We start from the raw sequence: 21,656 nt of genomic DNA, 5'->3' as shown, positions 1-21,656 counted from the left end.
TATGCTATTGGATCAAATCACTGCGGCTGGGATTGTCGGTTGCGGCGGTGCGGGATTTCCGACTGCTGTTAAGTACAACACCAAAACGGAATATTTCATTATCAACGCAGCGGAGTGCGAACCGCTGCTTAAAACCGACCATTATGTAATGAACAACTATGCTAAGGAATGTGTTGAGGCCATCGCAGCGGTCGGTGAAATGCTGGAGGCGCAACATATCGTAATAGCGACTAAGGCCTACTATACGAAAGAAATCGCCGCCCTTGAAAAAGCCATTCAAGAATTAGGGGTTCCGGTTACGATCTTTAAAATGAAGAACTTTTATCCAGCCGGCGATGAGCAAATCATGGTCTATGAGGTAACGGGACGAACCGTCCCGCCTGGAGGAATTCCCATTGAGGTTGGCTGTGTGATCTCAAACATCGCCACCATGCTGAACATCTATCAAGCACAACAAGGAAAAAATGTCACACATAAGCTGCTGACCATCACTGGCGCTGTCAGAGAACCGAAAATTTTGGAAGTGCCCATCGGTACTTCTTTTGATGAATGCTTGGCTTTAGCTGGAGGCACGACCTTAGATGATTTCATGTTTATTAACGGCGGACCAATGATGGGGAAAACCGGAGTGAAAGAGGATTTCTCTCAACAAGTTGTCACGAAAACAACCTCCGGAATCATTATTATGGAGAAGCGGGATTTCATTTATGAACTCCATGAAAAAGAAATTCCTCAAATGATCAACAAGGCGCGGACCTCCTGTATCCAATGTCGGTTGTGTACAGAACTTTGCCCTCGTTATCAAATTGGCCATCCGATCCACCCTCACCGTGTGATGCGCCATTTGACGATCACTGATGTGCCTGACGACATCGATGATGATCCAATTTGGAAAGAGGCACTGCTTTGCTGCGAATGTGGCATTTGTGAAGCGATTGCGTGTCCGATGAATCTTTTGCCAAGACAAGTCAATAAATATGTTAAGCAACGTTTAGCAGAAAAGGGCATTCGCTATCAGAAGGATGACCGTCCACTTACACCATCCCCTATGCGAGAGTACCAGCTGGTTCCACCAGTAAAAATCTTGTTGAAGGATGGACTTAAACAATATGCCGATTTCACCATTGAGGAACTTCAAAAGCATGAATCGAAGCAGGTTAACATTCCTTTGAGAATGCACATTGGCGCTCCTTGTGAGCCAGTCGTACAGGTCGGGGATCATGTCAGGGTCGGAGAACTGATTGGCAGGAAGCCGGAAAAGGCCTTAGGTGCAGATATTCATGCCAGCATTGATGGCATTATAACAGCGGTTAGCGCTAGTATTACTATTGAAAGAAGGGACAACTAATGAAAATAATGGATACGATTGGCTTTTTAGAATTAAACAGTATCGCGAAAGGAATCGAAGTCGTTGACTACATGCTAAAAGCCGCTGATGCCACCTTAATTATGGCCCGAGCAAGTTGTCCTGGAAAATACTACATTATGATTAGCGGACAGGTCGCAGCGATTGAACGCTCCATGGAAGTCGGCGTTGAAATGGGCGGACGTTATGTCGTTGGCGAGCTGGTGATTCCTCGGATCAACCCGGCAGTGATTCATGCCATCAACATGGCCCAAGTTCCCGAAAAGGTGCATGCCGTCGGAGTCTTGGAATATTATTCAGCTGCTGGTTCAATCATTGCTGCTGATTTTGCGGTCAAAGCTGCCGATGTTGAACTCCTAGCGATTCAACTTGGGACAGGCATTGCTGGAAAATCCTTCGTTGTACTTACAGGAGATGTCGCCGCGGTTAAAGCTGCTGTCGAGGCTGGCGCAAATGGTGCCCAAGATCAAGCGATGCTCATTAATAAAATCGTCTTATCCAATCCACGTCCAGAACTGATCGACAGTTTGCTACAATAGCAAAAAACAAGAAAAACTCTGCGAGAATCATTCGATGATTTTTCGCAGAGTTTTTTTTCTTCACCTAGCTTAGTAATCGTTTTTTTACAGCGGGCAAATTTGCCTTATCTATATAAGCAGAACGACTTTTACCCTTTTTATTTTTTCCGTTCCCCGTTAATTTCACCCGCTTTTTCAGTCCTCGATGGGATTTCATCTTAGGCATTGATTGACTCCTTTTTAAGATTAAATAGAATCGTCTGTCGACTCCGCAGCTTCTCTTTAAAACATTCATTAGATAAGCCAATAATCTTCCCTCTCGAAATTAGCTGCTTCAGTTCATTATTTGATAAGTTCAATTTTTCTTTCAAAATCGTGAAGAGCTTGATGTCTAATGGATAATCCGATTGAATCGTTACAACGACTTCCTCATCTAATTCAAATAAATCACCCAACACCTCGTAGTCAATCGTTCGAATCACTACACCATTTTTCTTTAAGGTGGTTTTATCAGTCCCGTATTTTTTTGAAAGTCCGGAATCATTCTCTTGAAAGAGAGCCAACAAATCAGAGTCTAGCTTATTCGTATGAATCCTCGATAGAATGGTTGAATTCCAGCTAGTCTTACATTTTCTACAATTATAGATTAGCCAAACATCCAAATATTTACCTTGAGCATTAATCCGAAACCTTTCCGAACAGGAAAATTCAGTATCCTCATTACATTTCTTACAATGCCGAATGATTGTGGGCGTCTTTAAGCACTCCACTGTCCAAGTTACCTTTCGCACTTTACTCATCCTCTCTGGGCTAGAAAATTAGCGCCCAGTGTAAGGTGGAATCACCATTTCCATACTCTCACTCCCTTTTAAGAAAGGCTTCGCGAACTCGCTCAGCTTTTGAGCAATAAGACCAAAATGTTTCTAAATTGCTTCTCAAATTTCGAAATATTTTTGCTTATTGCCGAAAAAGCTAGTTCGTGAAGCCGGACATGGATATACCTGCTATAAAGCGATTTATTCATGTGAAAATTTTATACTTTCTTTACAAGTTCAAAAAAAGATTCTCCTCTACAGTAAAATTATCTGTTTTAGATAATCCTATTGTAGAAAAGAATCTTCTTGTCGACTTCTGAATTCTTGCTCTATTCAACCGGAATGCACATGTCCAACTGTACATAATCATTTTCCCAATCAATTTTACGATAAATCGTCAATCCATATTTTTCACGCATCTGATAGCCGCTTTCAGGAAGCCAGATCCTAAAAAAGCCCTGCATCACTCGGAAAATGCCATCAATCGCTCCGCTATACGGATAAATAGCGTACCTGCCGCCGGTTATCACCATGGTATTTTTCTCTTTGATTTCCTCATTAAGCGTAAAGCATAGATCACAAATACTGTGACCGTCGATCGCAACGGCTGGATCATTATAGAATTTTTCGATCATCACAGTCGTGTCTTCATAATAGGCATTCTCTTCGACCAACGCCGACCAGCTACTTTTCAACTCCGCATAATTGCCCAGCATTCTCTCATAGACCACATATAGATCATTTAGTTCTTTTAATTCAACCTTCTTCTGATACTCTTCAAATGTGTCTAAAACTTCTTGCTTCTGAGGATAGAAAGGATTTGAAATCGTCGACGCCTCCAATGATTTTCGGTAATCATTTGGCGAAAGCTGATAATGCTCTTTGAATAGGGAGCTGTAATTAGACGCACTATATCCGTAATCCAACCCGATATCTGTAATTCGTTTATCCTTTTGAAGTTTCAGATCTATCGCACTTTGTTCGACTTTCAAACGTTTGATAAAAGAATAAACCCCTTCTCCAGTCACCTCTTTGAACATGCGGCAAAAGTAATACTTAGAAAAGGACAAATGATTTGCGACATCTTCGATCGTGATTGGTTCTTCAAGATGAGCTAAAATATAGTCGATACTTTTATTTACAAGGGCTTTTTTATCCATCCATTTCTCTCCTTCCTCTTGCCTTATCCCTTTCATTTTACCATTCATTGCTTTCCTCTAAAAAGTCGTTTTTTTGAGTTCACTCGCGTTTGAGCACTAATAATTTCCTGTCTGCTTCAATCCAAATGAAACAACCTCCCGATTCCTTTTTAGAATGGGAGGTTGTCTTATTGTAAAATAATCATTTAAATCAAATGATACGTATCTCTGACGATCATTAATTCTTCATTTGTTTCAACCACTAGCACTTCTACTTTAGAGGCGTCGGTGCTGATTCTTCTGCTATTTTGCTGATTCATTTGTGGGTCCAGCTCAATTCCTAAGAAGGTTAAATTCTCACAAATCATTTCTCGAATAACAGAAGAATTCTCGCCGATTCCAGCGGTAAAGATCAAGACATCCACACCGTCAAGCTCTGCCGCATAGGCACCAATCGTTTGCTTCACACGACTAGCAAACATATCCAGCGCAAGCTTTGCTCTGTCATTGCCTTTTTCAGCCTCACTAATGATATCCCGCGTATCGCTGCTGAAGCCTGTGATACCCTTAAAACCAGATTCCGCATTCATCAGCTTATCCATATCATTAGCGGAAAGATTTTTCTCATTTTGTAAAAATGGAATAATCGATGGATCAATATCGCCGCATCGCGTCCCCATCATTAGCCCTGCTAAAGGTGTAAAGCCCATTGAGGTGATGACCGACTTTCCGTCCTTAATTCCACAAATACTTGCCCCATTTCCTAAATGACAGGAAATAATCTTCAATGACTCTAGTGGTTTTTCAAGACAGTTAGCTGCTTCAGACGCTACAAATTGATGACTGGTTCCATGGAAGCCGTAGCGTCGGACGCTATCCTCTTCATAGAATCGATAAGGCAATGGATAGATATAATTTTTAGCCTCCATCGTCTGATGAAAGGAGGTATCAAAAACAGCGACTTGCGGACAATCAGGCAAATCCTTTTGCAATGCCTCGATACCGACCACATTCACAGGGTTATGCAAAGGAGCTAATTTTCCTAGCGCCTTGATTTTTTGTAATGCGTCCTGATCCACCAAGCTAGATTTTTTGAAATCTTCCCCGCCATGAGCTACACGGTGACCCACGCCAGCCAGCTCCTGCAAACTGGTTAAAACATTTCTCTCCAGTAAAAACTGCAATAGAAAATCGATTGCCTCTTCATGAGTTTTTCCTTTAACGGTTGTTTTTACTTTTGTGTCTTTCAATGAATAAGAGAATCCCATTTCCTCTTCTAATCCGATACGTTCAAATAAACCTTTTACTAACAGTGTTTCCTCAGGCATTTCGAATAATTGAAATTTCAATGAGGAACTACCGGCATTGATTGACATGATTTTATTCGCCATATTTTTCCCCCTTAATAATAATGAATTCGTCTGCTACTCATGGAGTGTCAGACGAATTCATTTTGATTCTACATTAAAATTTATCCTAGACCTTTCACTAATAAGGTCGCAATACATGCACCAATGATTGGGCCAACGATTGGAATCCATGCATAACCCCAATTGGCATCGCCTTTATTTGGAATAGGCATTAACGCATACATCAACCGTGGGCCAAAATCACGGCAAGGGTTGATGGCATAACCAGTGGTCGATCCTAGTGATAGACCAATTCCGATCAAGACGAAGACAAGCATCAATGGTTGTAAACCAGGAGGAATATCAGCTGGCATTAATTGAATCGCTAATACGAAGAAACAAGTAGCAATGATTTCACTAACTAAGTTTAATGCTGTGCTTGGAATTGCTGGTCCAGTAGCAAAAATTCCAACGCTGTTTCCTTCTTCAACCGTCGTGTTTTGGAAATGCGGCCAGAAGTGGATCGCTGCAATCAACGCGCCGACAAAAGCACCGGCAACCTGAGCCAAGATAAATGGTGCTACCTGTCCCCATTCAAAGGAACCAGCAACCGCAAATCCAATCGTTACTGCCGGATTCAAGTGCCCTGGTGAACCGAAATGTCCGCTGGCTAACACACCCAGCATAACCGCAACACCCCAGCCCATTGCAATGTACAACCAACTAGCTCCGACACCCTTTGCCAAGGTACCTTTCAAATTGACAGAGCAACCAACACCTGAACCAAAAAGAATCAGAACAACCGTACCAAAAAATTCACCAAATACAGGACTATTCATAATGAGACCTCCTTATTCTTTTTTCTGACTTTCGCAACTGACTCCCGACAATTTACCTATCTTTATTATAGCGGTTTTCTACCCGTTAAAGTGATAAATTATTGTCAGGAATGATGATTATTTTATGATATTTCGATAAATCTCTTTAATCTCATCCGCTGAAAACTGAATGGGATTCGTCTTAAAGGTCGTATCATTTAATGCATTATTCGCGATAACATCCTCAGCTGACAAAGCAGCCTCTTCTTGAATCCCAAAGCTGTTCAACTTAATCGGCGCTTTACATTCAATAGCTAATTGTTGAACTGCCTGAGCAAGATTTGAAACCGCTAAATGATCTGGCAAGCTCGGTGGACAAATACCCAGCTTACGAGAAATTCGCGCATAATTTTTCCTGGTTTCTTTATCCTTGCTGTTTGCTTGAATCACGTAAGGCAACAGCATCGAATTGGCTAATCCATGAGGAACCTTGAAATTCGCTCCTACTTGATGAGCGATCGCGTGACAGACACCTAAGCCCGCAGCATCAAAGGCTAACCCAGCTAAGGTCGAGGCTTCATGCATTTGAATCCGTGCATCCAGCTCCATTCCTTGATTCACACACGTCGGCAAAAATTGGAAAACCAATTCTGTCGCTTTTTCAGCCAACGCGTTTGTATAGTTGGTGCGGTTCACTGAAGCTAGTGATTCCAGCGCATGAGTTAATACGTCGAGTCCACTAAACGCTGTAACGGATGGTGGGCTAGACATGACCAAGCTTGCGTCCAAGATCGCCTCATGAGGAATGATCGCTTCGTGGAAAATCGGATATTTTATTTTGTTCTGTGTATCGGTGATTACCGACGCACTGGTTACTTCCGATCCTGTTCCGCTTGTGGTGGGGATAGCCACAAATCGCTTTACTTTATTGCCAGTCGTTCGTTTGTAGAAGAAAAGCATCGCTTTTGCTGTATCAATCGCCGATCCCCCGCCAACTGCGATCACTACAGTTGGCTGGTGTTTGGTCATTTTCTCGATTCCATCTACGACCGTTTCGATCGGAGGATCGGGGATAATATCAGAATAAATCTCGACGGTATTGGTTCGTTTTACATACCCTAAAATTCGTTTTAAACTGGCAGATTCAGCTAAATAAGGATCACAAACAAAGCAGAGGTTTTCTTTTTCAAATTGCTGCAGTCGTTCCAGACTGGCAAAGCCAGAATAAATTTCTGGTTTCATTGACCATTTTTTCAAAAAGAATCCCTCCTTTATCGAATTGAGAACCCATCAGTTAACACACAACGACGTTTGCGAGCAAAATCGCGAGCGGAGGTAGTACATTCTCCAGTCGGTGTTGCGATCGTAAAGGTCGTTGGTCCTTCACCACCAAAGCCTAAACCGGCAAATGATGAACCATTCTTAACAAAAATCGATGTTTGAAATTTCTTCGCTGCAATATTCATTCGACCAACATTTTGAGAATGCATTGTCGCTGTATGATGGCGTCGATTCTCAATTTGCAGTGCCGTCGCTAATCCCTCGTCAAAATCGCTGACGGTAACGACTGGCAGAATCGGCATCAGCATTTCCTTCACTACAAACGGATGAATTTTATCCGCTCGCAAAATGATGACCCGAACGTCAAAATCTACCTTGATACCAGCTTCAGCTAAAATGTAATTGGCATCTTTTCCGATAAATTTCCGGCTAGGTGCCCCATTTTCCATAATGGTCATATCCATCATTTTTTGAATAACCGCTTCATCTTGAACCAGATAGGCACCATTTTTTTCCATTTGCAGGATCAAATAGTCCGCTACCTGTTCCACAACAACTACGCTTTTCTCAGCTGTACACAAAATGTTGTTATCAAACGATGCGCCAATAACAATGTCTTTTGCGGCTTTCTCGATATTCGCTGTTTCATCAACCAGCGATGGTGGATTTCCTTCGCCTGCTGCAATAACTTTTTTTCCACTTCTTAATGCTTGCCGTACTACCCCTGGTCCCCCTGTAATCGCCAGCAATGGAACATCTGGATGCTCCATCATTTCCTGTGCTGCTTCAATTGAAGGCTCAGTAATCGACACGATTAAATTTTGAATCCCACAGGCATCATAAATCAGCTCATTCATCTTGCTTACAACCCAGCGAGAAATCTTTTTAGCTCCCGGATGGACACTGAAATAGATCGCGTTTCCTGCTGCCAGCATACCAATCGCGTTACAGATTAACGTTTCAGCTGGATTCGTACTAGGAGTCACAGCCCCAACCACGCCATAAGGCGATAATTCGTACAAAGTCATTCCGTTATCACCAGTCAACGCTTCCGTTCGCAAATCCTCCACGCCTGGAGTCTTATTGATCGCTAGCTGCAGTTTTTGTATCTTATCTTCATATCGCCCCATTCCCGTTTCATCTAAAGTATCGCGGGCAATCTTTTCAACATGCGGACGCATGCCGCAACGAATTGCCTCAATTACTTTCCTTCTGGTTTCAAGGGTTTGATTTTCATAACATTCTTGGGCAAATTTTGCCGCATGAATCGCTTCTTCAACGGTCTCAAAAACACCAAATTCCTTCGTTGGAGATGTTGTTGCTTGAGCTTCCTGAAGAATTTTTTTGATGACTTCTTTTATCTCTTCTTCACGCATGTCAAATCTCCTTCAACTTCTCTAAACCTTTTTGAGCAATCGTCCTATCTTCTTCAACCGAGCCGCCGCTGATTCCTAAACCGCCAATCACTTCACCCGCTGCGTTCCTAATTACAAGTCCGCCGCCAAATGTGACGATTTGTCCATCAGTCAATGTTTCCAGCTGATAGAGATCGGCTGCTGGTTGAACCAGCTCACTCAGTTCGTGAGTATCGGTCTTCATCGCTACAGCTGAGTACGCCTTTTTCTGAGCTAACTCCTCGCTAACGAGCAATGCGCCAGCCATTCGATAAAAGCTGAACAGATTGCCTGCCTTATCGACTAACGCCATTGAGACTGGGACACCCATTTTTAATGCTTGTGCTTCGCAAGCTTGAAAGATCGCATGATTTTTATCCAAATTACTCGCTTTTATTTGCGATCCGCTTTGTTCAAGGTAACGACGCAGGATCTCATTAATCAGCTGTTTTTCAGTCTCACATTGATCTTCCATGCGAGCAAAAATATACAGGCAATCCGATAGGCGATTAACAAATTTTCGTACCTCTTCCCGGATGTTAACAGACTTGGACAGCTCTGTCAGTAACCGTTCGCCCCGCCGACAAACAGCTCGAGCAACATGTAGCTGAGCAGCTGGCAGTGTCTGACCCGGTAAAATAAAACTATGCAATTCTGGTAAACGCTTAGTGTACTGATCAATCCACGCTTCCATTTGATGGATGTCGTTTTCTCCAACCAATGTACTCTTCGCTTCCAGCTTTGCCATGTCTTGTTTTGTTGCAATTTCTGCGTTTAATTGGAATAGTTTATGCTGGACCCATTCTAAGTGTTCAATTGTTTCTGAATCCTTCGCCAATTTCTGAGCGACACTGACTTGAGCACAGCATTCATCAAACGTTCCATAAGTATCCACGCGCAAATCTGATTTTTCTACTCGTGTTCCATCAAAAAGGCTCGTTGTTCCTTTATCTCCCGTTTTTGTATAAATCGCCATATACTTTCCTCAGCTCCCTAAAAATCAAACGTGTCAATAATTCCAACGATTGCATAATCAACAGCATCTGAAGGAGTCGAAAACAGTTTTCTAGCAGAAGATCCGCTGGTCAATAAGACATAATCGCCAATGCCAGCCCCTACTGTATCCGCCGCCACCTGTTGGAAACGAATATTCTGTTGCTCAGCATTAATCGGTTGAATGATCATCAATTTCTTTCCAACCAATGATTCATCTTTTTGAGTCGAAACTACACTCCCAACTACTTTTGCCATCAGCATAGGGTGAACTCCTTTCTACAACAATGACTTTCTTTTCCTGCAATCGCTCCCTCGCCAAATCTGTAATGAGTTGATTGGATGCCAAAAGCAGAATATCTTCCTGCGTAAGCATCGCCACTTGTTGGTAGGTAATCACTTTTTTGGGAAATTGAAAATATTGTTTGCCTTGATTGTTAAGCAATGTCACACTGCATTCGTTGAATAATTCATTTGGAATCAGCTCCGTGTTTGAAAAAGCCAGTTCAAACGTCAGGTGACAATCATAGTTATAGCTTTGATACAGCCAACTCACTAGAGGATCAGCACTGTCTTTTTGAATGAACCGCTCTAAAAATAGAACATCTACGTCACTCAAATGAATCTGCTTATTGTATAAAAAGCCTCTAATTCCTTGATTTATCTGGGAAGGGGTACGACAAGAAAGAAATAAGGTATTGTGTTCTCGCTGATTGATGATTGAAATAATACGCTCAACTAACTCGTCCATATTCTTACTCCCAATTCTTAGTGCAGATATCGTTTCTATTCAATTGGCTACTGCTATCGCTTCTTGTTTAATCAACGATTGGTGTAGAAGACATCGCAATTCCAATTGGTGTTACAAATTGAGGATATTTTGGTTTAAATACTGTTTGATTTAAATAATTTGAAAATTCCTTTTCAAATTCAGATAGGTAAGAAGCACCACCGACTACATAGATAGGTTCCGTTGGATGTTTTCGTAAAACATTTGCGGTAATGTTCGCCATTCGCTGAATGACTGGACGGCAAATAATGAAATTCTCTCGATCACGAGCAGGATCACGTTTGATCTTCTCTGCCTCCTTGATCGAAATTCGATTATTTCCAGCAATCACCAAGGTCATATGCGTCCCACCAGTCGGTTCATCTTCTACAATGATCGGCTGACCATTTTCAAAGATACTGATTCCGGTCGTTCCGCCACCAACGTCCACTACAGCACCATCGTCTACACCTAAGACTAAAGCCGCCGCTGTTGGCTCATCGACTAGCTGATCGGCCAGCATATTCGCACTTTCGATGACATTTGCCACCACACGTTTATTGTTTCCAACCGTTCCCGGTGGAATCGCTCCAGACGCTGCTTTCAAGGCAAAACCTAGTGTTTCTTCGGCTTGCTCCCGCAAACGATTCACTATTTGAACAGACTTTTGATAATCAACGACCAGACCGTCGCGAATAACATCGGCATATTCGAAAGCTCCAAAAACTGGTCGGTTCTTCCCATCTAAAACAACCAACACAATAGAGGAAGTACCCAAATCAACTCCAACTTTATAGCCATCTTCAGGATCAAACTCCTGGGCTTGCTTTGTATTCACAAGTTCATGAAAAGATGTTAATAATTGATTGGCTTTTTCGATAGATTCCATACTTCCTCCTTTGGATTATTCTTTAATAATCCGTCCTCGTGTATTTGGCTGAATATCTGCTGCATTTGCTTCATCTGTATCTACGTGCATTTCTAACACAAAATTCTTTCCTGGCCGCAATTCCACATCATTGAAAATCGTTTTTCGCGGTCCTTCAAAAATTTCGACTGAAACCACTTGGCCCTTCTTTAAGCCCATTCGTTCCATATCCTGATCATTCAAATGGATATGGCGTTTTGCCACGATTGCCGCTGGAATAGTTACTTCTGCCGACTCACTGCGCAACGTAATCTCCACCGCATCATCCAAATTCCCAGATAAGCGAATCGGTGGTTGAACCCCTAAATTTCGTGCATCTGTTTTAGAAATTTCAACCTGCGATCGTTTTCTCAATGGTCCTAAAATCCGAACTTTCCGAATTTCCCCCTTCGGTCCAACCAAAGTCACAGTTTGCTTTGCGGCAAATTCCCCCGGTTGTTTCAAAGGCTTCAAAGGCTCGATTGTTTCATTAGGAAATAGAATACTGAAATGTTCTTCCGTTAAATGTATGTGTCGGTTAGAGATGCCAATTGGAAATGTTTCTGCTTGCATCTCCAATAACACTTCACGAACAATTTTTCTAATTTCCTCAATGCTGTAATTATTCATTGCCTACTTTAGGTACTAAAATGTCATCAACATCGCGATGCGGTCTTGGGATTACGTGAACGGAAACCACTTCCCCAACCTTTTCTGCTGCTGCACAGCCAGCATCAACTGCTGCTTTGACTGCTCCAACATCTCCGCGAACCATTACGGTAACTAATCCAGAACCGATTTTCTCTGTTCCTACTAAAGTTACATTCGCAGCCTTAACCATGGCATCCGCTGCCTCAACAGCGCCAACAAGGCCTTTCGTTTCGATCATTCCTAATGCATCATTCATGTCTATTCCTCCTAAATTCGTCTATCATCCAACTAAACTAGTGAAAACTTTTTATCATTTATGCTAAATGATTTCAGCATCTTCTATAAATCTGTGCGTAGTTGGACCAGTATCACATTAACGTCTGTAATTACTTTTTCTTTTTCGGTTCTGAAGCTTTTTTCGATCCTTTAGGTGGATTCTTTTTCTTCTTGGGCTGATCCTTGATCGGTTCTTTTTTAACCGGTTTCTCGTCAGGCAGATCCTTTTTAGCAGGTTCTTCCTTAACTGGTGCTTCCTTGATCGGTTCTTCTTTAATCGGTTCTACCAGTTCCGGTTTTTCCATCGGTTCTGGTTTTTCTTCCACCTTATCCGGCTCTGGAACAGCTTCGATCACTGCTTCTGGCTGTTCAATCGTCTCAGCAGGAACATCAACTTTCTCCTCTTCCTTTTTAAAGAAGAAGTCTTCTAAGTTGTTTGCTGGACGAGGGATAACCAGTGAAGAAAGATACACATTATTTTGAACCGCTTTGGCTTTACCAGCATCAACCGCTGCCTTAACAGCTCCAACATCTCCAGCCACTTTAACGGTCATCCAACCGAAACCTTTCGCTTTTTCAACACCCAAGAGCTCTACATTTGCCACCTTGACCATTGTATCTGATACTTCGATTGCACTGGCTAGGCCTTTTACTTCAACTAAGCCAATTGCTTGTTTCATGCTTTCACCTCCATAGGATCAATTGATTTGAATGGCACACCCTTTACTAAACGTGCCGCATTCCCACCAAAGCTTTTTAAAATCAATGGTGGACAAGTTACAACTCGTTGAATCGATTGATAAGGAGTTTCTGGTGCCAAATTTTTATAATGAAGAGCGACTTCATTGTTCACATAGCCGATTCCAACATTTAGCGATGAGGTATTTGCTGCAATATAAGCAGCCTCTGTCGCGGTTGAAAAATTCCTTTGTTCTAAGCTGTAAGGGATTTTTTCTTCTTCCAAGCCATAAAAGATATATTGAATATCCTCAGCCGATGCCCTTTTATCAAGATAGATTAAGACTACAGGGCGGACATTTAAATCAAGCTCCATCAAATCCCTCCCTCAAATATGAAAGAATCAATCCGGTTGCCACAGCGTTTCGCGGTCCCTCGATTTGACGAATGTTTCCGCGACCTGCGACTAAGCCGTAATGAGAGAGTGCATTGGTTACGATCTGTGGTACTTCAAAATCTAAAGCCGATCCACCGACAATGACTACAAATGGAATATCGCGAATACTTCCCGTTGGACTAACTCTTCGCAAAGCTCGTAACGCATTCGTTACAAAGACTCGTTCTTTTGCTGTCTGTCGAACCAAGCGGATTTTTTCAATGGAATCATCGCCTGGAATCGGAACATAACCATCAGGTGTTACCACGACGACCTTAGCAAATAAGGAAGGATCTAATGGTTGATCAAAGAATTGAACGGAGCCATCCTCATGACGAATGTAGAAAATATTCTCAACCTTTGCCAAAGGGTATTTTTTGATATCCTCAGCTAGATAAACATCTTCTAAACCTAGTTCTGATTGAATCAGCATGGTCACCATATCGCCGGCGCCAGCCAAATGAGTAGCTACGATTCTCTCATCTTTTTTAATAATAGAAGCGTCGGTCGATCCGGCACCTAAATCCAAAATGGCTAGCGGAGCAGATGTTCCCGGTGTCGTTAATGCACCTAAAATCGCTGCTTCCGCCTCCGCGCCGCCGATCTCAACCTTGATCCCTAAATCCTGCTGGATCGCATCAGCGATTTTTGACATCTGCAAATGATCCGATTTGACCATTGAAGCAATTCCTACCGCCTGCTCCATCGAAAATTCCCCAGCTAATCCGCCTTTAACACTAATTGGAACAAAGGTATCGACAGCCAGTAGATCTTGAATAAAGATTTGATTCACTGGTCGATCGGTTAACTCAGCCATAGTTAAACGAACTTTCTCTAGCATACCGCCAACATTTGTGCCTGATTCACCAGTTACGTTATCGATCACTTCAAACGCTGATACGGTTTCCATGATTTTTTCAGCTCCAGCTGAAATTCCAACAGTATTTCGTCGATTCCCACCAGTAATTTCGATTTTCCCAGCAGGAATAGTCCGAGCTTTGACATCGCCTTTTGGTGTTTTTATGACAACTGCCGAACGATTTCCGATTAAGGCCCGGGCAACTGGGACGATATTTTTAGTCGCCTCTGAATCAAGATCAAAGACAGTGGCAATTCCATATGGATTTGACAATTGAGAAACACCCCGACCTGTCTCAGCCACCTCAACTGCTGCCAGCATATTGACAGGAACTTTATCGATATACGAAACTTCATCGACAATTGGTATCTTTTTATCCAAGCGATTGTTCACTAAAACGCCGTCATCTGATTGCATAATTGCAGCAGTAATCAGAAACCCACTTGCCACAAATTGATTAATTTGACGTGCTACATCATCAAAGTCAAAGGTCTTTTCAATAATCAAAATGTAGGGCGTGTCACGTTTTCCGCTTTTTTCAAGTTCTTCAAAGCGAAGCGTTGTCCCAACCCCTAGTCCTAAACCACCAGGCGTTTTGGGATTATGGCCGATCATGGTTGATTCTGTAATGATTGTTTCTGTGATTGTTTCCATTGCCACATCACCAATAACCGGTGTCGCCTCATTGATTCGAATCAAATCGATTTCTTCGATCTTTAAATGATTTTTAGCGCAAGCCTCATTGATCGCCTTATAGATACCAAATAAATTTTTCTTTGTTCCTTTTATTCCAGTCGTCTCCGCAATTGCTGATTCTAGGAATCGGACTTGTTGATGGTTATCAATTTCAACTAAAGCAACTTCAGTTGAGGAATTTCCAATATCAATCCCAATTACACGTTTCATCATTCATTGCTCCTCTTCCTGAAATTCCGAACTAGAAATTAGTTATCACCTTTTAGTTTTTTCCGTTTTTCATAGTGCTCTGCTGCTTCACGAACATAGGCAGCGCTGATTTTTGCACTGTATTTCGTTTCCAACTCATTCGCGATATCTAACAATTCTTGTTTACTTGAACGATAAGGTCGTAACGCGTTATACATTTCCAATACGCGGGCATCAGGAACAGCCGTCAATTCAGACGCACGATCAAAGTTATTTGAGATCGTTTTTCTTCCTGCACTTGTAGCAATTTCTCCTTGAGCCTTTAAAATGCGAGGAGTAATTTTCAAATCGTCAGGAGTTAATGATCCGTTCAAAACATTTTCCAACGTAATATCGTCTAATGTTTTACCCGTTTTTGTTTTGATCCAATCCGGATGATTTTTTGCGATTGGATAATCAGCCACAGTTGCTGATCCAGAACTTACTGATGTTTCAGGTGCCGCACTTCCCGCACCATTGTTCATATCTTTTAAGATCCCTCGAACCAAACTTTCGATAGATTGCTCATTCATTCTAGTCACCTCACTATAAAGTTACAGAAATTTCTTCTGCTGGTTTTCCGATTACAACGTGCTTCGTTTCTTTAATGTGGAGCAAAGCTGACAATGCTTGATATTTTGGACGAGCCATTTGGTCATTCATCATCGGTACTGGATTTGGCGATTCACCCTTAGCATACTTTGCAGCATTTTTTCCCATTGCTCGATACGTTTCTAAAGTAATCAGTGGCGCTTGCGGGAAGAGCTCTAGATTTGATAACGGCTGCAAATCTTTTTGGTGAATGATGGACGTTCCCTTTGATTGAATCGCCACACAAACGCCTGAACCAGATAATTTGTCACCTTCAACACCAGCAAAGGCCACATCTGACGTACGATATACCTTAACGACCCGTGCCTTTAATCCTTCTTCTTCAATACCGGCAATTACTTGCTTCAAAATTTCTTTGTGAGGGACACCAAGAATATTGGTTGTTTGTGATTCTGCAAATGCTGGTGCCACTGCAATAACTACTTCATCCTGAGAGTTTCCTGGCTGGGCAACACCGACAGATTTAAACCAATCGGATGATGCTGCAGGCTCTGATTTTGCTTGTTGTTCAAAAGCAACTGGTTGATCTCCTGTGTTCGCTTCCATTTCAGTTAGAACTTCTTTGATGATGGAGCGTAAAAGATTTTCATTTAGTTCTGTCATTTTTACTCCTCCTTAAATATCTTTCGGATTGATTGCTTTAGGGATTGCTTTAACTTTTTCCCATTCTGAACCGTCAAGTCGATACCCTGTACCTGGTCCAGCATAATCATTCTTGTCATTGACAGCAGAGATTACATTCCAATCCGCATCAAATATTGAAGAAGTTTGTAAGAAATCTCCAGCTACACGTTGTTTCAATAGATTAAGCAAGCTGGTCGCTACATCTTCGAAGCCACTTTCTGATAATCCTTTTACCAGATCCAAACCAGTTGCACCTTGCGTTAATAATTCTTGCGCCGCTTTAATGTCTTGAACCATGTCACGTTCCGGCATGTCTTGTGATCCGCGAGCATACGTTGCTGCTTCCACTTCCTCATCCGTAATTGTTGGCAAGCCCAACTTATCAAACAAGCCCTGCAACGCTCTTGCTGCTTTATTACGAACAGCAACCACGTCTTCTTCGCTAACTGGTCGTAATCCGCCATCCACTCTCAAGTCACGTTGAATGATATTGTAATCATCGAAATCATCTGCATCGAAGTTTGAACCAGCGAACATATTGTCATAGTTTGGTGTTGCGGAATAACCAGATGAAATGAAGTCTGTTCCTGGTAAGAACTGCATTAGCAAACGAGCGGTTCTACGAATATCCGAATGTGAGAAGGTTTGGTCATTTCCTGAAGCCACTTCTAAGTCAAGCAACATAGCAATCAAGTTTTCTGCTAAAATTGCCCGAATTCCTGAAGGAACCGCTCCCGGAACACCAATACAACTAATTGAACCATTTTGCAAACCTTGTACCCCTGCTGCTTTCGTTAAGAAGATACAGCGTGTTTCAAGATACAGCATTGATTTTCCTTCGGCATAACCCATCTGTACTTCTGATCCTGTTCCCGAAGTAAAGCGCATTTTCAATCCGCGAGATGCGTAACAAGAAGCCAAGAAGCCTTTCGACCATGGCGTATCATCACCATCGGTAAATACTTGCTCCGTACCATAGACAGAGATTGTTTCTGCATAAGCTGTAAAGCCGCGCATTCCTAAGTCAAGCTCTGTTGCTTCTTCTAATGAACATTGCGTTAATACACCTGGACGTCCAGTTTGTGAACCAACCATGATTGCCACTGCATTAAATGGTGCATAACGAGCTACTGCAACGGTTGTTTCTTGTTCATCAAATCCGCGCAATGCGCCTTCAGCGGCATCAGCGGCAATTTGAACTGGATTGTCTCGAACGTTGGTTACGTGAGATTGCGTCGTAGGACGACGACGGGCACGCATTTTTTGAACGGCCATCATCATTTCAACAACATTCATATAGCCGACAACTTCATTCAATTTACCTGGAGTCGCTGCTGTGGTTAATTGAACGATTTCTTCACGTGAAATGTTTGGATCGACGATTTTATTTGCTAACTCTTTAGAAGGAATAGTCATTACTTCTTCTGCGCGAGTTAAATCAATCCCATATTGTGCAATGTAGGAATCAATCAAATCAAAGTCCGCTTTGTCTTTTCCATCAAGCTCGACCACTTCGCCATTGACGATCTTTATGCTTGGCTTAGGGTCGTTCGGACTTTGCATCGCAATTAAGCCTTCTTCTACCCATTCATCTACGAAACCATCTTGATTGACCGGTCTTTTTTCTAGTTCTTCAAATCGTTTTGATTTCATCTATTTTTCACTCCCACTCTTAAATGTATGATGGTTGATCATTTTTAGGCGTACTACCCATTGTTCCCAATAATTGGCAACCGATATCACGTGCTGAAATAATCGCTTGACGAACAGCACCAGAATCACCAGTGATTGTCATCGTTACCTCATTTGAGAAACTTTGTCCATTTTGCGGTGTTGCGTAAGAAACTACGTCAACATTTGCAGATTTTAACGCCGTATCAGCCATAACAACACCAATTGCGGCAGGAGCACCAACTAAAATACCAAAGGCTTTTCCAACTGGAGCGCCAAATACTTTATTGCAGGCATAACTAGCACGTGCTGTATATTGACACTCAATATGTCCAGCTTCGTTGCCATATACATCACCAAACGTGCGTGTATCAACTTCCTTCAGAGTAACCTCTACCGCACGCTTCACATCAGATACATCGTCACCGCCAAAGATTACGATCGATCCATGACCAGCTCCGCCTTTTGTATCTCGAGGCATTTCAATTAGGATTACTTCTGTATTTGTTGCTTTCACTGCTTCATCAGCAGCCATAATATGAGGTCCGGCACCAGTACGGGCACCAACAATTCCGATTGAACGATATTTTTTCTCTAATTTCATTGTTTCTAATAAAGATGAATCGACGTTAGCAATTACTAACCCAATTGTGTCTCCAAACTCTGTTGCTCCTACAAATTCAGTTAACGCACATTGCTTTTCAATCATTTTTCGATCTCCTCCGTTAGTGTTTTTCATCTCATTTCCTGTTTCCATTTTTGCGAGCACGCGTTTCATGATCTCTTCGATCTTTTGATCTGTGTTTGCCATCAGCTATCCCACCCTTTCTATTCTGACTTAGGGAGCAAGCCTTCAACTTCAGTATGTGGCCGTGGAATAACATAATTAGAAACAACTTCTCCTACCGCGTTCGCCGCAGAAACACCTGCATCAACTGCTGCTTTAACCGCACCTACATCTCCTCGTACCATCACAGTGACTAATCCAGAACCAATTTTTTCCGTTCCAACTAAGGAAACATTCGCAGCTTTTACCATTGCATCAGCTGCTTCAATCGCACCGATCAACCCCCTAGTTTCAATCATTCCTAGCGCTTCTTGTGGCATAAAACATTCCTCCTAATTATTTTGATAGCACTTACATTTATAATGATAAACAAAAAAGATAGAACAAATTTGTCCTATCTTTTTGTCGGATTAATTCGAATGTTAATATTTTGTTGCAGATTAGTGTCAAGACATTACTAAATAAACCTTAATCGGCGGTCAATTAAGTTCAAAAAATAGCAATATTTTGTCTTCTGCTGGTCAAAATAATGTTATTGGTATAAACAAGATTTAAATTAAAATTGTGTTCTGGTAAAATGGTAGATGACTAGGAGGCGCTTACATGGAAAATATTAGTACATTGAATTCGCACAGTTCCTTGCAACTTTCCAAAACAATTCAGGATTTCGCACTTGCGGCAGATTTTGGTTCCGTCCTTGTTGATATACATGGAAAGGAAACTTCTGATCTTTATAATTTTTCGCCCTTTTGCCAATTGATGCGTTCTAATCCAGAGTTCAAATCCCTTTGTCAAAAATGTGATGCGTTTGGCGGTTTAGAGGCTTCCAAAAATGGTGACCCCTGTATCTATCGTTGTCATGCTGGTCTCACAGACATTTCATTACCTATCATCAGCAATAATCAATTAATTGGATTTGCCCTTTTTGGTCAAGTAGAGATTACTGATGACGACAAAAACCCATATACTCGTATCCATCCAATCGTCACCCATTGGGAAACTTCTCCAGAGCTGCGTCAAGCTAGAAAAAAAGTGAAGACAGTCAGTACAACTCAAATTGAATCAGCTGCCGCTTTACTCAAAACGATTGGCGACTATCACTTTAATGATTCTGAACCTCGTGAACAAATTAAATTTAACTTTCATCCAAGTAAGAAAGAAACCAAAGACTCCATAAATTCAAAAAATGATGAGATTCGTAAAGCTATTTCATACATTGATACGAATTTAACAACAAATCTGACGCTTGAAGATGTTGCTAACCATGTGTATCTTAGCCAGTTCTATTTCAGTCGTTTATTCAAAAAAGAGATCGGAGTCAGTTTTATTACCTATTTGAATCAACAGAGAATTGAACAAGCAAAAGTTCTTTTGACGCAATCCAATTTAAGTATCAAGTCTATTTCACAAAATATCGGCTATTCACAAACTAGCTATTTCTGCAAAATATTCAAAGAGCTTGTTGGTATGACGCCTGTCAATTACCGAAAAATAAAATAAGTCATTTTAAACAGTCGGATTACGGCTGTTTTTTTTTATTTGTCTATACTTCCCCCTTAAAGGAAGATCATTTTCACCATACCAACTGCAAAAAGTGAAAGACAAAAAAGGTGAGGTATCTATGGAAGACACCTCACCAAATAAACGTCAATCGACTATTTTAATGGTGAAATAATTCTCCCAATACAATTATCTCAGCAAAAGGACAGGTATCCTGACTTCGCGTCATCCTCCATCTCGCCTTCCCGAAAGTGGCTATTTGAGATTTCGTCTGCGTATACAGTAGAAAGGGTCTGTCAAGGATTCACACCTTGTTCCCTATTCCAAATGCTCTTATTCAATTATTCACACACATGATAACTTAAAATGTATCCGCTGTCAAAATTCTTTTGTCAACAGAAAATCTTTTAAAGCAGAAATGCCTTCTTGATTCACACTGGACAAAGAAAATACTTTCTTCGCACCTGCCAATCGTAGACGTTTTTCCGCTAAATCTAGATCTGCTTGCCCGTGATTCAAATCTGTTTTCGTAATGATTCCGATCATCGGTTTCGTAAATCGCGATGAAAAGCAAGGTGGAAAATAATTCTGGCGATTCGTAATACTCTGAACAAGCGCGACACAATCCGCACCAACCGCAGAACTGACTAACGCATTATAATAGAAACGATTTTCCATAAACTCACCTGGTGTATCAATCACATTATCTGTAAAGTATACTTGCTGCGTCTTATGATACTTGATCTCCCATTCATTCAAAAGCTGCATCAGGGTTGTTTTACCTGATCCAGTTTCCCCAATTAAAATGACTCGTTTCATCATTAAGTCCTGGTAATTTCTGCAACATCAAAATCTAAGATTGCTGCAAGTGAATTGGTTACTTGTTTTAAAGCAAATTCGACCGATGAGACTTCACCGATAATCACAACGGCTCCACTGAAGCGATCCATAAAACCAATAGAGACATTTCCCGATTTTTTGGCGATATCTGCACCGATAATCGATGCCTCACTCGGTGTAATCGTCAAAATTCCAATGGCGTCACCCGTGTGCTCCAGTCCTAATTTTTCAAAAACTTCTTGATTCGCATGGGGGATTAAATGAGCAAGCGTGACCTGTTTCCCAGGGACATATTCTTGAATCGAACGCTCGATATTTCTCTTTTCACTCATAAAAAGTCACTCTCACTTTCATAAAAAGTTTAGCACAAAAAAATAGCATAGTTTTGTTCTAATACAACAAAATTATGCCTTCAGATTTTTTTGAGTACCAATTGCGGACCAGTAACG

General features: G+C 41.6%; 26 protein-coding genes and 1 riboswitch. Of the genes, 3 read left to right on the top strand and 23 right to left on the bottom strand.

Annotated elements, in window-relative coordinates; all coding sequences use genetic code 11:
* The first annotated feature begins 1 nt into the window (after nt 1).
* Together KQI58_RS01340 and KQI58_RS01335 are read left to right on the top strand one after the other, a co-directional pair.
* Nucleotides 2-1,348: a 4Fe-4S dicluster domain-containing protein gene (locus tag KQI58_RS01340; protein ID WP_216405802.1), complete on the top strand. Its 1,347-nt coding sequence runs from the start codon at nt 2-4 to the stop codon at nt 1,346-1,348.
* Nucleotides 1,348-1,905 carry a BMC domain-containing protein gene (locus KQI58_RS01335; RefSeq protein WP_216405800.1) on the top strand — a complete coding sequence of 186 codons (558 nt, stop codon included), beginning with the start codon at nt 1,348-1,350 and terminating at the stop codon, nt 1,903-1,905. The genes KQI58_RS01340 and KQI58_RS01335 overlap by 1 nt, the downstream gene beginning before the upstream one ends.
* 64 nt (nt 1,906-1,969) lie before the next feature.
* Here KQI58_RS01335 and KQI58_RS01330 read toward each other — a convergent pair whose 3' ends face one another.
* The 21 genes from KQI58_RS01330 to KQI58_RS01230 all read right to left on the bottom strand — a co-directional run bounded on the left by KQI58_RS01330 (nt 1,970) and on the right by KQI58_RS01230 (nt 19,187).
* Nucleotides 1,970-2,110, bottom strand: coding sequence for a 50S ribosomal protein L35 (locus KQI58_RS01330; protein WP_016181474.1), 141 nt, complete (start codon nt 2,108-2,110; stop codon nt 1,970-1,972).
* Nucleotides 2,103-2,684: a DUF1062 domain-containing protein gene (locus KQI58_RS01325; protein WP_253295721.1), complete on the bottom strand. Its 582-nt coding sequence runs from the start codon at nt 2,682-2,684 to the stop codon at nt 2,103-2,105. Before KQI58_RS01325 ends, KQI58_RS01330 begins: the two co-directional genes overlap by 8 nt.
* A 344-nt stretch (nt 2,685-3,028) precedes the next feature.
* Nucleotides 3,029-3,859 carry an AraC family transcriptional regulator gene (locus KQI58_RS01320; protein WP_216405796.1) on the bottom strand — a complete coding sequence of 277 codons (831 nt, stop codon included), beginning with the start codon at nt 3,857-3,859 and terminating at the stop codon, nt 3,029-3,031.
* 185 nt (nt 3,860-4,044) lie between these two features.
* Nucleotides 4,045-5,229 carry an acetate/propionate family kinase gene (locus KQI58_RS01315; protein WP_216405794.1) on the bottom strand — a complete coding sequence of 395 codons (1,185 nt, stop codon included), beginning with the start codon at nt 5,227-5,229 and terminating at the stop codon, nt 4,045-4,047.
* An 80-nt stretch (nt 5,230-5,309) separates the two neighbouring features.
* Nucleotides 5,310-6,026: an MIP/aquaporin family protein gene (locus tag KQI58_RS01310; RefSeq protein ID WP_216405792.1), complete on the bottom strand. Its 717-nt coding sequence runs from the start codon at nt 6,024-6,026 to the stop codon at nt 5,310-5,312.
* Nucleotides 6,027-6,143: 117 nt separating this feature from the next.
* Nucleotides 6,144-7,262 carry a 1-propanol dehydrogenase PduQ gene (locus KQI58_RS01305; protein ID WP_216405790.1) on the bottom strand — a complete coding sequence of 373 codons (1,119 nt, stop codon included), beginning with the start codon at nt 7,260-7,262 and terminating at the stop codon, nt 6,144-6,146.
* A 14-nt stretch (nt 7,263-7,276) separates the two neighbouring features.
* Complete coding sequence (locus tag KQI58_RS01300) at nt 7,277-8,662, bottom strand: aldehyde dehydrogenase family protein (RefSeq protein WP_216405788.1); 1,386 nt, start codon at nt 8,660-8,662, stop codon at nt 7,277-7,279.
* Between the two features lies 1 nt (nt 8,663).
* Nucleotides 8,664-9,656, bottom strand: coding sequence for a cob(I)yrinic acid a,c-diamide adenosyltransferase (locus KQI58_RS01295; protein WP_216405786.1), 993 nt, complete (start codon nt 9,654-9,656; stop codon nt 8,664-8,666).
* Nucleotides 9,657-9,673: 17 nt separating this feature from the next.
* Complete coding sequence (locus KQI58_RS01290; RefSeq protein ID WP_216405783.1) at nt 9,674-9,937, bottom strand: EutN/CcmL family microcompartment protein; 264 nt, start codon at nt 9,935-9,937, stop codon at nt 9,674-9,676.
* Complete coding sequence (gene pduM, locus KQI58_RS01285) at nt 9,888-10,424, bottom strand: PduM family microcompartment protein (protein ID WP_216405781.1); 537 nt, start codon at nt 10,422-10,424, stop codon at nt 9,888-9,890. The genes KQI58_RS01290 and pduM overlap by 50 nt, the downstream gene beginning before the upstream one ends.
* A 67-nt stretch (nt 10,425-10,491) precedes the next feature.
* Nucleotides 10,492-11,331, bottom strand: a complete 840-nt coding sequence (gene eutJ, locus KQI58_RS01280; RefSeq protein ID WP_216405779.1) for an ethanolamine utilization protein EutJ — start codon at nt 11,329-11,331, stop codon at nt 10,492-10,494.
* A gap of 15 nt (nt 11,332-11,346) precedes the next feature.
* Nucleotides 11,347-11,979 (bottom strand): phosphate propanoyltransferase, encoded by a 633-nt coding sequence (locus KQI58_RS01275; RefSeq protein ID WP_216405778.1) that lies wholly within the window; start codon nt 11,977-11,979, stop codon nt 11,347-11,349.
* Entirely contained in the window at nt 11,972-12,256 is a 285-nt protein-coding gene (locus KQI58_RS01270) for a BMC domain-containing protein (RefSeq protein ID WP_016181462.1), read from the bottom strand. Before KQI58_RS01270 ends, KQI58_RS01275 begins: the two co-directional genes overlap by 8 nt.
* A gap of 130 nt (nt 12,257-12,386) precedes the next feature.
* Nucleotides 12,387-12,956: a BMC domain-containing protein gene (locus tag KQI58_RS22920; RefSeq protein ID WP_216405777.1), complete on the bottom strand. Its 570-nt coding sequence runs from the start codon at nt 12,954-12,956 to the stop codon at nt 12,387-12,389.
* Nucleotides 12,953-13,330, bottom strand: a complete 378-nt coding sequence (locus KQI58_RS01260; RefSeq protein WP_216405776.1) for a glycerol dehydratase reactivase beta/small subunit family protein — start codon at nt 13,328-13,330, stop codon at nt 12,953-12,955. Before KQI58_RS01260 ends, KQI58_RS22920 begins: the two co-directional genes overlap by 4 nt.
* Nucleotides 13,320-15,155, bottom strand: a complete 1,836-nt coding sequence (locus tag KQI58_RS01255) for a diol dehydratase reactivase subunit alpha (protein WP_216405933.1) — start codon at nt 15,153-15,155, stop codon at nt 13,320-13,322. The genes KQI58_RS01260 and KQI58_RS01255 overlap by 11 nt, the downstream gene beginning before the upstream one ends.
* A 38-nt stretch (nt 15,156-15,193) precedes the next feature.
* Nucleotides 15,194-15,706: a diol dehydratase small subunit gene (locus tag KQI58_RS01250; protein ID WP_216405775.1), complete on the bottom strand. Its 513-nt coding sequence runs from the start codon at nt 15,704-15,706 to the stop codon at nt 15,194-15,196.
* Nucleotides 15,707-15,719: 13 nt separating this feature from the next.
* Nucleotides 15,720-16,388 (bottom strand): propanediol/glycerol family dehydratase medium subunit, encoded by a 669-nt coding sequence (locus KQI58_RS01245; protein WP_216405774.1) that lies wholly within the window; start codon nt 16,386-16,388, stop codon nt 15,720-15,722.
* A gap of 12 nt (nt 16,389-16,400) precedes the next feature.
* Nucleotides 16,401-18,062, bottom strand: coding sequence for a propanediol/glycerol family dehydratase large subunit (locus tag KQI58_RS01240; RefSeq protein WP_016181456.1), 1,662 nt, complete (start codon nt 18,060-18,062; stop codon nt 16,401-16,403).
* A 19-nt stretch (nt 18,063-18,081) separates the two neighbouring features.
* Nucleotides 18,082-18,891, bottom strand: coding sequence for a propanediol utilization microcompartment protein PduB (pduB, locus tag KQI58_RS01235; RefSeq protein WP_016181455.1), 810 nt, complete (start codon nt 18,889-18,891; stop codon nt 18,082-18,084).
* Between the two features lie 17 nt (nt 18,892-18,908).
* Nucleotides 18,909-19,187, bottom strand: a complete 279-nt coding sequence (locus KQI58_RS01230) for a BMC domain-containing protein (protein WP_216405773.1) — start codon at nt 19,185-19,187, stop codon at nt 18,909-18,911.
* Nucleotides 19,188-19,470: 283 nt separating this feature from the next.
* On the opposite strand from KQI58_RS01230, the gene KQI58_RS01225 reads away from it, so the two are divergent.
* Nucleotides 19,471-20,367: a PocR ligand-binding domain-containing protein gene (locus KQI58_RS01225; protein WP_216405772.1), complete on the top strand. Its 897-nt coding sequence runs from the start codon at nt 19,471-19,473 to the stop codon at nt 20,365-20,367.
* A 187-nt stretch (nt 20,368-20,554) separates the two neighbouring features.
* Nucleotides 20,555-20,732, bottom strand: a riboswitch (cobalamin riboswitch).
* A 13-nt stretch (nt 20,733-20,745) separates the two neighbouring features.
* Here the strand turns inward: KQI58_RS01225 and KQI58_RS01220 are convergent.
* Nucleotides 20,746-21,189, bottom strand: a complete 444-nt coding sequence (locus KQI58_RS01220; protein ID WP_253295720.1) for a EutP/PduV family microcompartment system protein — start codon at nt 21,187-21,189, stop codon at nt 20,746-20,748.
* Nucleotides 21,189-21,539, bottom strand: coding sequence for a BMC domain-containing protein (locus KQI58_RS01215; protein ID WP_216405771.1), 351 nt, complete (start codon nt 21,537-21,539; stop codon nt 21,189-21,191). The genes KQI58_RS01220 and KQI58_RS01215 overlap by 1 nt, the downstream gene beginning before the upstream one ends.
* Nucleotides 21,540-21,656 lie beyond the last annotated feature (117 nt).

It is taken from the genome of Enterococcus raffinosus (genome assembly GCF_018917525.1).
Classification (GTDB): domain Bacteria; phylum Bacillota; class Bacilli; order Lactobacillales; family Enterococcaceae; genus Enterococcus_A; species Enterococcus_A raffinosus_A.
This window is presented reverse-complemented; position numbering and strand designations above follow the sequence as displayed.

Excerpts from the sequence above, each read along its gene's own strand:
- KQI58_RS01230 (WP_216405773.1), bottom strand. The coding sequence starts at position 19,187 with ATGCCACAAGAAGCGCTAGGAATGATTGAAACTAGGGGGTTGATCGGT.
- eutJ (WP_216405779.1), bottom strand. The coding sequence starts at position 11,331 with ATGGAATCTATCGAAAAAGCCAATCAATTATTAACATCTTTTCATGAA.
- pduB (WP_016181455.1), bottom strand. The coding sequence starts at position 18,891 with ATGGCAAACACAGATCAAAAGATCGAAGAGATCATGAAACGCGTGCTC.
- KQI58_RS01330 (WP_016181474.1), bottom strand. The coding sequence starts at position 2,110 with ATGCCTAAGATGAAATCCCATCGAGGACTGAAAAAGCGGGTGAAATTA.
- KQI58_RS01270 (WP_016181462.1), bottom strand. The coding sequence starts at position 12,256 with ATGAATGATGCATTAGGAATGATCGAAACGAAAGGCCTTGTTGGCGCT.
- KQI58_RS01295 (WP_216405786.1), bottom strand. The coding sequence starts at position 9,656 with ATGGCGATTTATACAAAAACGGGAGATAAAGGAACAACGAGCCTTTTT.
- KQI58_RS01320 (WP_216405796.1), bottom strand. The coding sequence starts at position 3,859 with ATGGATAAAAAAGCCCTTGTAAATAAAAGTATCGACTATATTTTAGCT.
- KQI58_RS01275 (WP_216405778.1), bottom strand. The coding sequence starts at position 11,979 with ATGAATAATTACAGCATTGAGGAAATTAGAAAAATTGTTCGTGAAGTG.
- KQI58_RS01340 (WP_216405802.1), top strand. The coding sequence starts at position 2 with ATGCTATTGGATCAAATCACTGCGGCTGGGATTGTCGGTTGCGGCGGT.
- KQI58_RS01240 (WP_016181456.1), bottom strand. The coding sequence starts at position 18,062 with ATGAAATCAAAACGATTTGAAGAACTAGAAAAAAGACCGGTCAATCAA.
- KQI58_RS01220 (WP_253295720.1), bottom strand. The coding sequence starts at position 21,189 with ATGATGAAACGAGTCATTTTAATTGGGGAAACTGGATCAGGTAAAACA.
- pduM (WP_216405781.1), bottom strand. The coding sequence starts at position 10,424 with ATGGACGAGTTAGTTGAGCGTATTATTTCAATCATCAATCAGCGAGAA.
- KQI58_RS01255 (WP_216405933.1), bottom strand. The coding sequence starts at position 15,155 with ATGAAACGTGTAATTGGGATTGATATTGGAAATTCCTCAACTGAAGTT.
- KQI58_RS01300 (WP_216405788.1), bottom strand. The coding sequence starts at position 8,662 with ATGCGTGAAGAAGAGATAAAAGAAGTCATCAAAAAAATTCTTCAGGAA.
- KQI58_RS01325 (WP_253295721.1), bottom strand. The coding sequence starts at position 2,684 with ATGAGTAAAGTGCGAAAGGTAACTTGGACAGTGGAGTGCTTAAAGACG.
- KQI58_RS01335 (WP_216405800.1), top strand. The coding sequence starts at position 1,348 with ATGAAAATAATGGATACGATTGGCTTTTTAGAATTAAACAGTATCGCG.
- KQI58_RS01260 (WP_216405776.1), bottom strand. The coding sequence starts at position 13,330 with ATGGAGCTTGATTTAAATGTCCGCCCTGTAGTCTTAATCTATCTTGAT.
- KQI58_RS22920 (WP_216405777.1), bottom strand. The coding sequence starts at position 12,956 with ATGAAACAAGCAATTGGCTTAGTTGAAGTAAAAGGCCTAGCCAGTGCA.
- KQI58_RS01315 (WP_216405794.1), bottom strand. The coding sequence starts at position 5,229 with ATGGCGAATAAAATCATGTCAATCAATGCCGGTAGTTCCTCATTGAAA.
- KQI58_RS01250 (WP_216405775.1), bottom strand. The coding sequence starts at position 15,706 with ATGAATGAGCAATCTATCGAAAGTTTGGTTCGAGGGATCTTAAAAGAT.
- KQI58_RS01310 (WP_216405792.1), bottom strand. The coding sequence starts at position 6,026 with ATGAATAGTCCTGTATTTGGTGAATTTTTTGGTACGGTTGTTCTGATT.
- KQI58_RS01215 (WP_216405771.1), bottom strand. The coding sequence starts at position 21,539 with ATGAGTGAAAAGAGAAATATCGAGCGTTCGATTCAAGAATATGTCCCT.
- KQI58_RS01225 (WP_216405772.1), top strand. The coding sequence starts at position 19,471 with ATGGAAAATATTAGTACATTGAATTCGCACAGTTCCTTGCAACTTTCC.
- KQI58_RS01290 (WP_216405783.1), bottom strand. The coding sequence starts at position 9,937 with ATGCTGATGGCAAAAGTAGTTGGGAGTGTAGTTTCGACTCAAAAAGAT.
- KQI58_RS01245 (WP_216405774.1), bottom strand. The coding sequence starts at position 16,388 with ATGACAGAACTAAATGAAAATCTTTTACGCTCCATCATCAAAGAAGTT.